This is a genomic window from Streptomyces sp. NPDC048057 (assembly GCF_040653095.1).
Taxonomy (GTDB): domain Bacteria; phylum Actinomycetota; class Actinomycetes; order Streptomycetales; family Streptomycetaceae; genus Streptomyces.
In genome coordinates this window covers 197,397-211,132 of the sequence record NZ_JBEZNF010000017.1, presented here as the reverse complement: position 1 = coordinate 211,132, position 13,736 = coordinate 197,397, and the positions used below count along the sequence as shown (strand labels likewise).

15 protein-coding genes and 1 tRNA gene are annotated in these 13,736 nt (G+C 70.1%); 13 read left to right on the top strand and 3 right to left on the bottom strand.

Annotated elements, in window-relative coordinates; genetic code table 11:
• The 6 genes from AB0E05_RS21625 to AB0E05_RS21600 all read left to right on the top strand — a co-directional run.
• On the top strand, positions 1-773 hold a 773-nt coding region (locus AB0E05_RS21625; RefSeq protein ID WP_361965804.1), incomplete at its 5' end, for a nucleic acid/nucleotide deaminase domain-containing protein.
• 31 nt (positions 774-804) lie between these two features.
• Positions 805-1,401 (top strand): SUKH-4 family immunity protein, encoded by a 597-nt coding sequence (locus tag AB0E05_RS21620; RefSeq protein ID WP_361965802.1) that lies wholly within the window; start codon positions 805-807, stop codon positions 1,399-1,401.
• A gap of 678 nt (positions 1,402-2,079) precedes the next feature.
• Entirely contained in the window at positions 2,080-2,400 is a 321-nt protein-coding gene (locus AB0E05_RS21615) for a hypothetical protein (RefSeq protein WP_361965800.1), read from the top strand.
• An 11-nt stretch (positions 2,401-2,411) separates the two neighbouring features.
• Positions 2,412-3,626, top strand: a complete 1,215-nt coding sequence (locus AB0E05_RS21610; RefSeq protein WP_361965798.1) for a putative T7SS-secreted protein — start codon at positions 2,412-2,414, stop codon at positions 3,624-3,626.
• A gap of 7 nt (positions 3,627-3,633) precedes the next feature.
• Positions 3,634-4,308 carry a hypothetical protein gene (locus AB0E05_RS21605; protein ID WP_361965796.1) on the top strand — a complete coding sequence of 225 codons (675 nt, stop codon included), beginning with the start codon at positions 3,634-3,636 and terminating at the stop codon, positions 4,306-4,308.
• Positions 4,305-5,414: a hypothetical protein gene (locus AB0E05_RS21600; RefSeq protein ID WP_361965794.1), complete on the top strand. Its 1,110-nt coding sequence runs from the start codon at positions 4,305-4,307 to the stop codon at positions 5,412-5,414. The genes AB0E05_RS21605 and AB0E05_RS21600 overlap by 4 nt, the downstream gene beginning before the upstream one ends.
• 38 nt (positions 5,415-5,452) lie before the next feature.
• Here the strand turns inward: AB0E05_RS21600 and AB0E05_RS21595 are convergent.
• A tRNA-Val gene (locus tag AB0E05_RS21595) sits at positions 5,453-5,527 on the bottom strand.
• A 182-nt stretch (positions 5,528-5,709) separates the two neighbouring features.
• Here AB0E05_RS21595 and AB0E05_RS21590 point away from each other — a divergent pair.
• The 4 genes from AB0E05_RS21590 (at position 5,710) to AB0E05_RS21575 (ending at position 8,950) form a co-directional block, all read left to right on the top strand.
• A complete protein-coding gene (locus AB0E05_RS21590; RefSeq protein WP_361965792.1) occupies positions 5,710-6,510 on the top strand; it encodes a DUF4097 family beta strand repeat-containing protein in 801 nt (266 codons plus the stop codon).
• Between the two features lie 100 nt (positions 6,511-6,610).
• The gene (locus AB0E05_RS21585) at positions 6,611-7,981 is read left to right on the top strand and encodes a hypothetical protein (protein WP_361965790.1); all 1,371 of its coding nucleotides are present in this window, start codon (positions 6,611-6,613) and stop codon (positions 7,979-7,981) included.
• Between the two features lie 113 nt (positions 7,982-8,094).
• Positions 8,095-8,712, top strand: a complete 618-nt coding sequence (locus AB0E05_RS21580) for a DUF4383 domain-containing protein (RefSeq protein WP_361965788.1) — start codon at positions 8,095-8,097, stop codon at positions 8,710-8,712.
• A gap of 10 nt (positions 8,713-8,722) precedes the next feature.
• A complete protein-coding gene (locus AB0E05_RS21575) occupies positions 8,723-8,950 on the top strand; it encodes a zinc ribbon domain-containing protein (RefSeq protein ID WP_361965786.1) in 228 nt (75 codons plus the stop codon).
• A 44-nt stretch (positions 8,951-8,994) separates the two neighbouring features.
• Here AB0E05_RS21575 and AB0E05_RS21570 read toward each other — a convergent pair whose 3' ends face one another.
• A complete protein-coding gene (locus AB0E05_RS21570; RefSeq protein WP_361965784.1) occupies positions 8,995-9,642 on the bottom strand; it encodes a response regulator transcription factor in 648 nt (215 codons plus the stop codon).
• The gene (locus AB0E05_RS21565; protein ID WP_361965782.1) at positions 9,633-10,910 is read right to left on the bottom strand and encodes a sensor histidine kinase; all 1,278 of its coding nucleotides are present in this window, start codon (positions 10,908-10,910) and stop codon (positions 9,633-9,635) included. Before AB0E05_RS21565 ends, AB0E05_RS21570 begins: the two co-directional genes overlap by 10 nt.
• A gap of 118 nt (positions 10,911-11,028) precedes the next feature.
• On the opposite strand from AB0E05_RS21565, the gene AB0E05_RS21560 reads away from it, so the two are divergent.
• The 3 genes from AB0E05_RS21560 to AB0E05_RS21550 all read left to right on the top strand — a co-directional run bounded on the left by AB0E05_RS21560 (position 11,029) and on the right by AB0E05_RS21550 (position 13,732).
• Complete coding sequence (locus AB0E05_RS21560; RefSeq protein ID WP_361965834.1) at positions 11,029-11,676, top strand: DedA family protein; 648 nt, start codon at positions 11,029-11,031, stop codon at positions 11,674-11,676.
• A gap of 153 nt (positions 11,677-11,829) precedes the next feature.
• Positions 11,830-13,104, top strand: a complete 1,275-nt coding sequence (locus tag AB0E05_RS21555; protein WP_361965780.1) for an MFS transporter — start codon at positions 11,830-11,832, stop codon at positions 13,102-13,104.
• A 70-nt stretch (positions 13,105-13,174) separates the two neighbouring features.
• The gene (locus AB0E05_RS21550) at positions 13,175-13,732 is read left to right on the top strand and encodes a TetR family transcriptional regulator (protein WP_361965778.1); all 558 of its coding nucleotides are present in this window, start codon (positions 13,175-13,177) and stop codon (positions 13,730-13,732) included.
• Positions 13,733-13,736 lie beyond the last annotated feature (4 nt).

The following is a 13,736-nucleotide window of genomic DNA, read 5'->3' as shown; positions in this document are numbered from 1 at the left end:
TCGACGAGACGACCGTGAAGATGTCCAAGGAGATCGAGAAGAACGTCGAGGGCCTGGACAAGACGAAGAAGCAGAACGACCAGGACGACAAGAAGACCAAGGACGACATCGACCAGTGCGACTACCGCAAGCTGCGTCGTGGCGACGAGGTCCCCATGTACGTCCTCGCCAAGGACGGCACGGTGATGGAGCTGACGTCCTCCGGCAAGATGAAGCCGCTGGACGCCGACGACGACTCCGGCATCCGCGATCTGCTCGACCCGTCGACCGGCCGGGCCTGGCGCCCCAGCGACGCGGAGGAGCGCAAGGACATGCGCATCACCCAGCAGCACCCCGGCAAGGTCGACTCGACGAAGATCAACGCGTACAACGACCGCCTGGGGCACGCCACCCAGCTCGCCCGCAAGGCCCGCGACGACTACAAGACGAGCAACAACTACGCATCCGGCTACTACGTCGATCCGAAGACGGGGAAGCCGCTGATCCTCGTCGGCTACAGCCAGCAGGGACTGCATTCCGAACGCTCCATCGGCTACCCCCTCATCAACCGGGGGAAGGAAGCCGGTCTGCAAACGGTCTTCACCGAGCGGGGACCCTGCCAGAAGGGGTCGAACTGTGAGAAGTGGCTCGACAAGTACTTCGCCTCCAAGAACCCCTCCCTCACCGTGACTCACGCCGCCGACTACGATTCCTCGACCAAGGACGGGAAAGTGCGGAACAAACCGCATGCGGATTACATCGACGGCCTGAAGAAGAACCACGGGGTCTCATGACGCCCCCGGAACGAGCTCAGAAAGACCAGTGATGACCACTCCCCCGCATGTCACCCTCGATGACGTCGTCGCGGCCTTCGGCCTGGACGGCGTCGTCCTCTCCCCCCGGGTCCTGCCCACGGAGACACCGGACGCCGCCCAGGACGCCTTCGGGCTCTCGGAACGGACCTCCGCCTTCCTCAGCGCTGCCGGCCTGCCCAACGACTACGTCTTCCTCTCCCGGGCGGGCAACGGCCCGGGCCCGGACGCCACGACCGAGGACACCGTGCACCTCGGTCCGTGGACGGACGAGGACGACGTCGCCTTCGACCTTCCCGCGGAGTGCCGGAACTGGCTGCTGCTCGGACAGTTCCGCACGGCCTTCGCGGCGGTCGACCCGGCCGACGACCGCGTGTACGAGTTCTGGTTCGACGGCGACGGCACCCCCGTACCGATCCACCGCGACGTCGAGTCCCTGACCCGCTCCCTGATCGAGCTACGGAAGTTCTGCGAAGAACGCGAGGAAGACGAGGACCTCGCCCCGGACGAACTGCGCCGGCGGATCAGCGCCTTCGACGACCTCCCGTTCGGCGCGGAGGAAACCGAGTGGACGCGGATGCTGGAGGAGATCGAGGACGGCATCTTCTGACGGGCTGCGAGGGCGAAGGGCGTCCGCGGGCCTGAACGGCAATTCGTTGGACATGCCCCCGGGGCGAACGCCTAACCTGACCGCATCGCAAACCTCCCGGTGCGCCGGCTGCGGCTCCTTCACCTCTCACGTGACCAAAACACCGCATGCCGACTCGAACTCGGGAGGCACACGCTTCAGGGGTGCCCGGTGCGCAGTCGACGGGTACTTCGATTCGGGTTCGAGAAGACCGGGTTCGACTCCCGGAGGCCGGTTTCCGGCCGTGGTGTAGCGGCAGCACGCTAAACGTCCCGTCGCCGATCCGATCTCGGGCGCCCCCGAAGTGGCCCAGCGGGCCGCTTCGGCACCGCGTCGGCCGACCTGTCACCTCCCAGCCGTGTTTTCGACCTCACAGAGCGAGACTGCTGGCGCATGTCTTGCCCACGCTTGACTGAAAATTGCACCCCATCCTTCGGGCGCCGGAACGTTCGGTGGACCTCACCTATGCCGCACTTTCCGCAATGACCCCCAGCCCAACTCTTCGTGTCAGCAGCAACCTTGCGAACGCCAGGGGCGCCCGGCACCCCTGGCGCTCATTGTGAAGACTCTGGAGAGGAACTGACCCCTCATTATGGGACGGTCCGTCAGCACCGCTAGTATTGCGTGACCTGTCAACGACCCCGGGGGGAGGCGTAGACCATGTCGGCAAACGGGGACCGTTTGGGCGTGAATCTACAAAAAGCCCAGCACATCTCACGTAAACTCACCGACTTCGAGCGCCGCATCAAATCTCTGCGCAAGCGCCTGGAAAAGGCCGGCCGCAACACACTGGGCACCAGGGATCTGGACGACGCCTGTGACGACTTCCAGGACCGCTGGGACGACGGTCTCGAACGCCTCATGGAGGCCGCGAACGCCATCAGTGGCAACTTCGACAACGCGATGCAGGTGTACGCAGGCACCGATGTCGACGTGCGTGACCGCGTCCGCAGCGTCAGCTCCGTCAAAACCAGCACCTAGGGGTAACCGTCATGTCTTGGCGCGGCGTATTCATCGAGGACGACGCCTCTTGGCCGGGTCTCGGCTTCAATCCTGCGCGCGGCGAGGTCGTCGCCATCAACAAGCTCGCCACTGATCTGCGGGCCGTCGGCCGCGAATTCGACGAGCTGCACGAACTCGTCACCAACGTCGGCAAGGACCACGGCTTCTGGCAGGGCGAAGGCGCCGACGCCTTCCGCAAGAAGCTCGGCCAACTGCCCAAGTACCTCCAACAGGGCAACGATTCCATGAGTGCCGCGGGCCGTGCCCTGCTCTCCTGGCACGACACCCTGGAATCCCTACAGCGGCAGGCCGGCCCTCTGGAGTCGCGAGCGGTGACGGCCCGCCGCGACTGGGAAAACCTCGCCGGCGTCGCATCCTCCGCCAGAGCGAACGCCACGATCCCCACCGGCGATCCCGACACCGATCGCCAGCAGATCGACCGGGCGAAATCAGCCAATTCCGAGGCGGACGCGGCCAAGGAGAGGCTGGAGGCCCTGATCCGCCAGGGCGAGGAGCTGCACCAGAAGTGGAAGGAGGCCGCAGCCCGCGCCGCCCACGCCGTCCGCAAGGCCACCGACCTCGCTCCCGAGTCCATCGGCCTGTGGGACCGGATCACCGACGGCCTCAAGAACGCGATGCACGACTTCACCGACTGGCTCGTGAAGCACGCGGACACGCTGTCGAAGATCTCCAGCGGGCTCGCACTGGCCGCGGTGGCCGTCCAGGCGATCCCCGTGGTCGGCCAAGTGGCCGGCGCAGTGCTGGGCGCGGGCGCGGTCCTCTGCTCGGCGGGCGCGATGGTCGGTCACTACGCGGGCATGCGACGGGGAAACGGGTCTTCGTGGCTCGATCTGGGCGGCGACGCATTGGGGCTGCTGCCTGGCGTCGGGGCGATCGGGAGTGCCGGGAAGGCTGGGGGAAACCTGGTGATGGCCGGGGCTCGATTCGCCACCAGAGGCAACCCGGCGAAGATGGCCAAAAATATGGAGAATGTGGGAACCGCCATCAGGAAGGGCGGCCACGCGATCAACGACGGGACGCGAGCAGGTTTCGTTCAGGGACTGGTCGACAGGGCGGCCGTCCCGATCGCCGGAAAATTCGGCGTGACACTCGCCGAGAAGAGCGAGGCTCTGCGCAGGTTCCAAATCGGCTCGCAGTCCACGATTAAGAGCGGACTCTTCGTTTACAAGATGGTTGGCGGGTGACAGTTCCATGGGAAGCAAACCGGATCCACTCCAGGTGACTCTGGCGCGGATTCTCCCAGGGCAGCAGGTGCGAGGAATTTTCACGACAGAATCCGGAGCCAGCGAAGTCAGATACGGACTTCAACTATCCTTTTCCGACCGGCCGCGGATTCTCACCGATCGCGTCAATCCGTTCTTCTGGCTCGGGGACGCGTGGGCTGTGATCGTATACTTCTCAAATAGCCAGCCCAGGTGGCGGACAAGCGCCAAGCTGCCTCAAGACGCGGAGACCCGCGCCAAGTACCTCTCCGAGTCCCAGCACGAGCACGAGCAATTCGGCAACTGGGACAGTCTGGCGGGGATGATGCTGACGGGACTCCAGGGGCGCGCTCGTTGCATTTTCAGTAATCGGATCGTGGTGACGGACCAGGAACTTCTCGTGGTCGCAGTTTCCCTCAACAAGAAGCACGCGGAGATCACCTTCCGCGCGCCTCTGGCGAACATTGCGTGGACGCGTAGACCTCATCGCAAGAAGCATCGGATTCAGTTCGGCTTCATCGACGGTTCATGGCACACGCCAACTGTGCAGGGTGACTACTGCACCCCTCAAAAGTTCATGGACATCTTCCCGGAGACCCTGCCTCACACCGCGAAGATCCCTGACGTCCTCGCCGCCCCTCCCTCCGAAGGAATCGGGTCATGACCGACGGACCGGCGTTCGGAACCACGGTCGACCAAGTCTTCTTCGCCGACAGCCCGCTGCACGTCGGATGGGAAGTGCCCGATTTCTTCCACCACCTTCCTGTGCAGGCAGCCGACCCGGATGAACTCGGCAACGAGATAGCGGAGCTGGCCGCAGCGCTCTTCAGTGAGCGCAGCAACGAGGAGCAGTTCGACGCGGCCATGGTCTTCCTCGCCCAAACCGCGGAACTGATCGACGCCGGTGCGCAGTACGCCGGAATGTGCTTTGTCGACTTCGACGGCCGCCCTTCGATGGCCACGCTCGTGGCCCAACGGGTGGAGCGCGACGCGGGCGACCTGCGCGCCACCGCCGACACCATCGCGGGCCAACTGTCCCACCACGCACCCCAGGACGACGTACGGGTCGTCGAACTGCCTTATGGTCCGGTCGCCCTGCGCACCGGTCTGACCACCACGGCGATCCCGCCCGAGGTCTCACCGGACTCCATGCCCCACGAGGTGCCCCGCCGGTTCGTCCAGGCACACATCCCGCTCCCCGACGACCTCAGCGTCCAGATGCTGGAGCTGAGCACGGTCAGCGTCGAGGACTGGGACGCGTACGCGCGGATGTTCGGCGAGATACTCAAAACGGTCGAGTGGGCGACGGACGACGAACTGCGCACTGCACGTGAGCAGCGCGCAGCCGCGTCAGCAGCATCGGAACCGGACGACGAAGCGCGCCGCCACCTGGTGGCGGTCTCCTCCCGTGTCTGGGATCTGATCAAGACTCAGCAGCCCCGGGTCGGGATGAGCCCGGAACTGGACCGCATGCGCCTCGCCTTCTGCCCCACCTGTCGTGCGACCGGCAACGAGGCCCCGTGCACGCCCGAACACCTGTGGACCCTCGCCCCCGTGGAGGCGGCGGAGGCCGACCGTCTGACCGCCGACCTACAGGACCGTCTGACCGCCGAGGGCTGGACCTGGCCCCCCGGGCGCCCACCCCAGCCCGGCCACTGGCACGCCGCCCGCACCGCCCCGCAGCCCGCACGTCTCGCCTTGCGCCACTCCCCGGGCAGCACCGCCCTCCACGTCACGGTCACCCTCACCTGCCGACACCGAACCAATTGACAAGGCCCCGGACCATGATCGGTCCGGGGCCTTCGTGCTGGTGGGCGCGGACGGTTTCGAACCGCCGACATCTGCTTTGTAAGAGCAGCGCTCTACCCCTGAGCTACGCACCCGTGGATGAGGCCCCAGCCTACATGCCGGACCAGGACGCCCCGCAAACCCGTTCCCTTCCGTCCCGCCCCGGGAACGGGGGATAGCCCCACCTCGGGACGGTGGCGGACCGGATCGATCGGGGTGGGGGCGCGACCTAGCGTGAAGGCACTCACTCATCGCGCTCTACGGGGGAATGATCAGCATGAACGTCCACACGGCCCGGTCCGTCCTCGCCCGCCGTCCCGCCCGCGTCGTCGTGGGAGTGGTGCTGGGGGGCGGGCTGCTGCTCGGGGCGACGGGGTGCGGGGGGAGCACGGACGTGGCGGGGGCTCCGATGGAGCGGGCGGCGTTCGGGATGGAGGGGAAGGTGCTCACCGTGGACGCCGGGGACACTGACGTGGAGATCGTGCCCGCCGACGTGACCGACGTGCGGGTGAGTCGGCAGGTGGACGGGTGGGCGGTGTTCGGGTCGGGGCCCGATGCGTCGTGGCGGATGGAGCGGGACCGGCTGACGCTGCGGGTGGACTGTGACGGGCTCGGGGACTGCGCTTCGCGGCACACGGTGCAGGTGCCGCGGGACGTCGCGGTGACCGTGGAGCACGACAACGGCAGTCTGACGGCGCGCGACTTCACCACGGCGCTGACGATCTCGACGGACAACGGGGACGTGACCGTGCGGGACACCACGGGTGACCTGAACCTCGATTCGGACAACGGGACCATCGTCGCCGAGCGGATCACCGCGGGGAAGGTGCGGGCGGAGACGGACAACGGGAAGGTGCGGATCGGGTTCAAGGAGGGGGCCGGGCCGGGGCGGGTCGAGGCCGTCAGTGACAACGGGGACATCGTCCTGGAGCTGGCCCGCGACGGTGCTCCGTACGCCGTGACGGCGAAGGCCGGGAACGGCAAGCGCCGGGTGGACGTGCCCACGGACGACGACAGCCCGCGGGTGGTGAAGGCCCTCAACGACAACGGGAACGTGACCGTCCGCCTGGCCCGCTAGCAACCGGCGCGGGGCGGGCCACGAACTTTTCGGGCCGTGTGTTCGTCAGTACCAGGTGGGAGAATGAACCGGGTACGGCGGCACGGCACGGGAGAGGGTTGTGACGGGGACACACACGCGACGGCAGGGAACGACCGCAGCCGGTGCCGTGCGTGATGTTCTCGGGTTGGTGTTGTTGCCCGTGCCGTTGGTGTGTGCTGCCGTGGCGCCGTACGCCTTCGCGGGCGGCGGGACGCGGCGCTGGTTCGGCGGGCGTTCCGAAGGGCTGCGGGCCGATGCGCAGGCCGCGAAGGACGCCGCCGCTGCCGCGTTCTACGAGCTCGACAGCGCCCAGCGGGACCTGCGGATCTCCATCGAGACGATCACAGCCGTGGACAACTCGCGCGACGTGCACCGGGCCGCGGACGGGTTCGCAGCGCTGGGGCAGCGGATCGACGAGGTGAGTGCGCAGTACATCACCGCCGTGGACAGCCACGACCTGGACCGGGACGACCTGGACGCCTCGGTCGCCAACCGGGCCCGTCGTGAGCTGACGGCCGCCAAGGACGAGTTGGTACGGGTGAAGGGGGAGCTGGACCGGTTCGGGGAGGGGCTGGGGCCGCTGCTCGACCGGGCGGAGACCCAGCTCGCCCGGCTGGTGCCCGCGGTCGAGCGGGCGAGGGCCGGGCTGCTCGCTGCGAGCAATGCCCTCGACGCGGTGCGTGGCTCCGGGATGCGGGCGGACGACCTCGCCGCCCGGCTCGCCCGGCTCGGGCCGGAGCTGACCAAGCTCAACCAGGGCGCGGGGCAGCACGGCGTCACCGAGACGCTGCACCGCGCCGATCGGGTGCTGCGGGACGCCGAGGCCGTACGGGCCGAGGCCGAGCGGCTGCCGCAGCTCGCCGCCGACATCGACAAGCGCCTGGTCTCCCTCCGCACCCGCGCCCAGGCCCTGACGAACCGCGCGGGGTCCGTCGAGCCGGTGCTCAGCGAGTTGCGCCGGCGGTTCTCGGTCGCCTGCTGGCAGGACCTCCAGCCCGTGCCCGAGCAGGCCGTGGCGCACGTGCGACAGGCGGAGGAGCGGCTGCGGGAGGCCGCGACCGCCCGTGACGAGCAGCGTTGGGCGGATGCGACCGCCCTTCTCGGGACCGTGCGCGCCCTGCTGAACACCACGGACGAGGCCGTGTCCGCCGCGGGCGACCGGCTCCAGCGGCTCAATGCCGTGTCCAAGGATCCGCAGGCGGAGATCGAGCGCACCCGTTTCGCCGTACGGGACGCCCAGCGGTTCGCGATGGCCGGGCGCCACACCCCCGATCCGCGCCACGCCCGGCCCCTGGACGACGCGGTCGCCCGGCTGGAGCGGGCCGTCGCCGGGCTGGAGGGGCGCCACCCGGACTACTGGCACTTCCTCACCGAGACCGAGGCCGTCCGGCGCACCGCGGCCCGCGTCGTCGAGCAGATAAGGGAGGAGCGGGGCGCCGGCGCGAGCTGAACCCCGGCGACCGCCCCGTGCCGGCCCCGCGCCCGCCCGCGCGACGCTCGCGATTTGAAGCCGCGGCACCCCGGGCGGATGCTGGGAGGTACGAGTACCCGAGGAGGCCGCACATGGCCGCACACGTACTGCCCCACCGGACCCCCTCCGACAAGCGGAGCCGTTCGCGCGTGATCCTCGACGAGCACCTGCCCGTCGACCACCGCCTCAGCCTGCTGTACCGCATCGGAGCCGGCCTCATGGGCGCCTTCCTGGTCGTCTTCGGCGTCCTGGGCCTGATCGACAAGATCGGCTTCTTCAGCACCGAGGGCGCCACCGTCGTCGGGCTGAACACCAACGGCACGCTCAGCGTCCTGTCCATCTGCGTCGGCGCGCTGCTGCTCTTCGGCATGGTCAAGGGCGGCAACTTCGCCTCGACGCTGAACATGGTGCTCGGCATCCTGTTCATCGCCAGCGGCTTCGTGAACCTCGCGCTGCTGGACTCCAGCTTCAACCCGTTCGCGTTCAAGATCCAGAACGTGCTGTTCAGCTTCCTCGTCGGCCTGCTGCTGATGTTCTTCGGCATGTACGGGCGGGTCAGCTCGACCCTGCCGCACGACAACCCGTACTGGCGGGCCCGCCATCCTCAGGAGGCGCAGGCGGAGCAGACGGCCCGCGCCACCCCCGCCCCACCGGCCACCCCGGGCACCACCGGCACCGCGGGGGCTTCCGAACCGGGGCGGAGCCCGTAGCCTTACGTCCATGCCTCGATACGATTTCCGCTGCCACAGCTGCGACGACACCTTCGAAGTGGACCGTCCCATGGCCCAGTCGGGGGACCCCGCGACCTGCCCGTCCGGACACGACGACACCGTCAGGCTGCTCTCCGCCGTCTCCGTGGGCGGTACGGCGGCCGGCGGCCCGACGGGCGAGCCGCCGGTGCGCGGCGGAGGTGGCGGTGGCTGCTGCGGAGGCGGCTGCTGCGGCTGAGGCGCCTGCGCCTCACGAAGCCCAGGTAACGGCACCTGGGGACGTCACAGCCCCAGGTGCCGCAGCACGGCGACCACCCGCCGCGAGTAACCCCCCGTACGCGTCAGCTCCAGCTTGTCGAAGATCGCGTTGATGTGCTTCTCGACCGCGCTCTGCGACACGTACAGCCGCGCCGCGATCGCGCCGTTGGCATGCCCCTGGGCCATCTCCGCGAGGACGTCCCGCTCGCGCGTCGTGAGCCGGGACAGCGGGTCCTTCGCGTCGGAGCTGCGGGCGAGGAGCCGGCGTACGACCTCGGGGTCGAAGGCGGTACGGCCGTGGGCCACCCGCTCCAGCGCGTCGAGGAACTCGTCGACCTCGACGACCCGGTCCTTCAGCAGGTACCCGACGCCCGCGGGCTCGCCGGTCAGCAGCTCGGTGGCGTACCGCTTCTCCACGTACTGCGACAGCACCAGCACCCCCACCTGCGGCCACCGCTCGCGGATCTCCAGCGCCGCGCGCAGCCCTTCGTCGGTGTGGGTGGGGGGCATCCGGACGTCGGCGACCACGACGTCGGGCTGGCGCCGGGCGACCTCCGCGAGGAGCAGTTCGCCGTCGCCGACGGCCGCGAGCACGTCGTGGCCCTCCTCGGTGAGCAGGCGGACGAGCCCCTCCCGCAGCAGGGTCGAGTCCTCGGCCAGGATTATGCGCACGGCAGCTCCGCGGTGATCGTGGTGGGTCCGCCGGTCGGGCTGTGCACCCGGAACCGGCCGTCGAGGGCGGCGACCCGGCTCGCCAGTCCGGTGAGCCCGCCGCCGGCGGGGTCGGCGCCGCCCGTGCCGTCGTCCGTGACGCTCAGCCGCAGCAGCGCGTCGTCCTGCCGCACGTCGACCGCGATGCGGGTGGCGCCCGAGTGCTTCACGACGTTGGTGACGGCTTCGGAGACGACGAAGTACGCGGCGGTCTCGACCTGGCGCGCCAGGGGGCGCGCCGCGCCGTCGCCCGGGGCGGCGCCCGGGTCGGGGCCGAAGGCGAGGTCGACGGGGAGCGGGGTGCGCTCGGCCACGGTCTCCAGGGCCACCCGCAGCCCTGCCTCGTCCAGCACGGTCGGATAGACGCGCCAGGCGACCTCGCGCAGCTCGACCAGCGCCCGGCGGCTCTCCTCGTGGGCCTGGCGGAAGAGCTGGTCGGCGCGTTCGGGGTCGCGGCTGCGGCGGGCCCGGCCGAGCAGCATCCCGAGGGCCACGAGGTGCTGCTGCACCCCGTCGTGCAGATCGCGCTCGATGCGGCGGCGCTCGTCGTCGACGGCGGTGACGACGTCGGCGCGGCTGGTGGCGAGTTCGGCGATGCGTAGCTCCAGGGCCGCGTTCGGGTCCTGGCCGAGGAGGTGGCGGGCGAGTCCGGCCTCCAGACGGACCGTGCCGTACACGCCCTGGGCGGCGAGGAAGAGCAGGAAGAGGCCGAGGACGCCGGTGCTGACGGCCTCCAGGGGGTACTCGATGGGGGCGACGATCCAGCCGGCGAGCGGGACGAGGATCCAGAAGAAGGCGACGGCGGCGCAGGACAGGGTCACCCCGCCGAGCAGGCCGAGCGGGATGCGGGCGAGGGCGTAGCGGACGGCTTGCTCGTGGGCGTACCCCGCCGGGGTGGGGGCGTCCAGCCAGCGGGCGAGCCGGCGCAGCTCGGCCCGGGTGGCGCGGACGGCGAGCGCGGAGAGCGGGCGGTGCAGTGCGCGGCGGGCCCGCGGCCAGGCGAGGACGCTGAGCAGCAGGACGCCGGCGAGCACCGCGACGAGCAGTTCGGCCAGGGCCGTGAGCGCACCGACGGCGAGCCCGGTCGCGTACCGCACGCCGTGCGCCGCGACCGCTCTCCAGGGGGCGCCGTGGAAGGGGCTCGCCCCCCTGCTCCCGGGGGGCCTCGGCGGCTCGTTCGCGGTGGCTGGCAGCGGCCCGCGTACGCCCCGCCCCTTCGCATCCTCCATGATTGATCACGCTAGCCGTTGAGCGGGGCCTGGCACACTGGGGTAAACCGCAGGTCAGTGTGTAGGGGCCTTCAGTCTCCCTTCAGCTCCCCTTCCTTACCGTGGAGAAATGGACCCCATGATCGTGAACGCCGCCGCGCCGGTCGAGAGCAGTGCCCCGGGCTGGATCAACAGCCTGATGGACACGCTCGGCGCGCCGGGTGCGGGCATCGCCATCGCCCTGGAGAACCTCTTTCCGCCGATTCCCAGCGAGCTGATCCTCCCCCTCGCCGGGTTCGCGGCCAGCACGGGCCAGATGAACCTGTTCGCCGCGCTGATCTGGACCACGATCGGGTCGGTCGTCGGTGCGTGGGCGCTGTACGGCGTGGGCGCGGCGCTGGGGCGGGACCGCACGATCGCCATCGCGTCGAAGCTGCCGCTGCTGAAGGTCTCCGACATCGAGAAGACGGAGGCGTGGTTCATCAAGCACGGTCCGAAGGCGGTCTTCTTCGGGCGGATGCTCCCGATCTTCCGTTCGCTGATATCCGTGCCGGCCGGCGTGGAGCGGATGTCCCAGCCGCTGTTCCTGGCGCTGACGACGGCGGGGAGCGCGATCTGGAACACGGTCTTCGTGCTCGCCGGGTACATGCTGGGCGAGAACTGGGAGTCCGTGACCGGGTACGTCTCCACGTACTCGAAGGTCGTCCTGGTGATGGCGGCGCTGGCGGTCCTCGCCTTCTTCGTCGTCCGCATGTTCAAGGCCGGCCCCGGCAAGCGCCGCGCCTAGCTAGGGCGCACAAGGCTCCGGTCCTCCTTCGAGCCCCGTTCCTGCCACTCAGCGCAGGGCGGGGCTCTTTTGGGACTTGAAACTCTAACGACTGTTCAATATCTTACGAGCGTTCAAGTTTCTCTTCGTCGTCGATCGACCGGAGGTGGCCCCGTGGCCAACCCCTACCGCGAACTGTTCCGGGCGCCGGGCTCCGTCGCCTTCTCGACCGCGGGCTTCGTCGCCCGCATGCCGATCTCGATGACCGCGATCGGGATCATCACGATGCTGTCCCAGATGCGTGGCGAGTACGGGCTCGCCGGCGCCGTCTCCGCGGTCTTCACGCTCTCCACCGCCCTCTTCGGACCGCAGGTCGCCCGGCTCGCGGACCGCGCCGGACAGGGCCGGGTGCTGCTCCCCGCCACCGGGCTGAGCGTGGTCGGGCTCGGGGCGCTGCTGCTGTGCGCCCGGTACGACGCACCGGTCTGGACGCTGTTCGCGTGCGCCGTGCTCGCCGGCACCCTGCCCAACATGGCCGCCATGGTCCGGGCGCGCTGGACGCACGCGTACCGCGGCTCGCCCCGGCTGCACACCGCCTTCTCACTGGAGTCGGTCGTCGACGAACTCACCTTCGTCGTGGGCCCGGCGCTCTCCGTGGGGCTGTCCACCGCGCTGTTCCCGGAGGCGGGACCGCTGGTCGCCCTCGCCCTGCTGACGATCGGCGTGCTGCTGTTCGTCCCCCAGAAGTCCACCGAGCCACCCGTCCTGCCCGCCGGAGCGGACGAACGCGACGCGGGTGCGGGCGGCGGCTCGGCCATCCGGATCGGATCCGTACGGCTGCTGGCGCTGGTCCTGGTCGCGGGCGGCGCCATCGTCGGCACCGTCGACGTCGTGGGCGTCGCGTTCGCCGAGGAGCGGGGCAGCGCGGCCGGCGCGGGCATCGTGCTGTCCGTGTACGCGATCGGGTCGGCGCTGGCCGGACTGGTCTTCGGCACCCTGCGGCTCGGCGTGCCACTGCCCCGGCTGCTCGTGCTCGGGGCCGCCGGCACCGCCCTCACCACGCTGCCGCTGCTCTTCGTGGGCGGGGTCGCGACGCTGGCCGTCGCCGTCTTCTTCGCCGGCCTCTTCTTCGCCCCGACGATGATCGTGGTGATGAACCTGGTGGAGCGGACGGTGCCGGCCGCCCGACTGACCGAGGGCATGACCTGGGCGATCACGGGGCTCAACGTCGGCGTCGCGCTCGGCGCCGGGGTCTCCGGCGCGCTGGTGGACCGGCACGGGCCGGTCGGCGGCTTCGCGGTGGCGGTGGTCGCGGGCGCCGCCGCCCTGCTGCTCGCCGTGGTGTCGCGGGGGCCGCTGGTCCGTGCGCTCGCCGTACGACCGGCTGATCAGGCAGCCGAGGAGGGCGCCGCCCGGCCCGTACCCTGCGGCGCACAGGACCGCGGCTGACCACCGGTAGGGTTTTCGAACGGCGATCCGCGGCACTCCGCGGCGGACCGCGATCCGACCCGGGAGCGACGTGACCGACCCCACCACCGACGGCCGCCGCGCCAAGGGCGAACGCCGCAAGCAGGAGCTGATCGAGGCGACCGTCCGCGTGGTGGCCCGGGACGGCGTCACCGGGGTCAGCCACCGCACGGTGGCGCGGGAGGCGGGGCAGCCCGCCACCGCCGCCGCGTACTACTTCAGCAGCATCGACGAACTGCTCACCGCGGCCCTCACCCGCTGCATGCACGAGGACGCGGAACGCGTCCGCGCCCTGGCCGCGCGATCCGACGGCACCGCCGCCGCGCTGGGCGCCCTCGCCGAGGTGATGTGCTCCGCCGTGGCCCGCCCGACGCACCTGCTCGCGGAGTACGAGCTGTTCCTGCTGGCCGCCCGGCGCCCCGAGTTGCGCAGCGCCACCGACGACTGGCTCGGGGCGATCGAGGAGTTCGGCCGCCGCTACACCGACGACCCGGTGCGGCTGCGGCTGTTGGCCGGCGCGTACGACGGCCTGCTGATGCAGGCCCTGCTGACCGACCGACCGCCGACGGCCGCCGAATACGAGGCGGTGCTGCGCACCGTCCTGCTCTGACCGG

Excerpts from the sequence above, each read along its gene's own strand:
- AB0E05_RS21605 (WP_361965796.1), top strand. The coding sequence starts at position 3,634 with ATGGGAAGCAAACCGGATCCACTCCAGGTGACTCTGGCGCGGATTCTC.
- AB0E05_RS21580 (WP_361965788.1), top strand. The coding sequence starts at position 8,095 with ATGGCCGCACACGTACTGCCCCACCGGACCCCCTCCGACAAGCGGAGC.
- AB0E05_RS21610 (WP_361965798.1), top strand. The coding sequence starts at position 2,412 with ATGTCTTGGCGCGGCGTATTCATCGAGGACGACGCCTCTTGGCCGGGT.
- AB0E05_RS21620 (WP_361965802.1), top strand. The coding sequence starts at position 805 with ATGACCACTCCCCCGCATGTCACCCTCGATGACGTCGTCGCGGCCTTC.
- AB0E05_RS21600 (WP_361965794.1), top strand. The coding sequence starts at position 4,305 with ATGACCGACGGACCGGCGTTCGGAACCACGGTCGACCAAGTCTTCTTC.
- AB0E05_RS21560 (WP_361965834.1), top strand. The coding sequence starts at position 11,029 with ATGATCGTGAACGCCGCCGCGCCGGTCGAGAGCAGTGCCCCGGGCTGG.
- AB0E05_RS21565 (WP_361965782.1), bottom strand. The coding sequence starts at position 10,910 with ATGGAGGATGCGAAGGGGCGGGGCGTACGCGGGCCGCTGCCAGCCACC.
- AB0E05_RS21615 (WP_361965800.1), top strand. The coding sequence starts at position 2,080 with ATGTCGGCAAACGGGGACCGTTTGGGCGTGAATCTACAAAAAGCCCAG.
- AB0E05_RS21590 (WP_361965792.1), top strand. The coding sequence starts at position 5,710 with ATGAACGTCCACACGGCCCGGTCCGTCCTCGCCCGCCGTCCCGCCCGC.
- AB0E05_RS21575 (WP_361965786.1), top strand. The coding sequence starts at position 8,723 with ATGCCTCGATACGATTTCCGCTGCCACAGCTGCGACGACACCTTCGAA.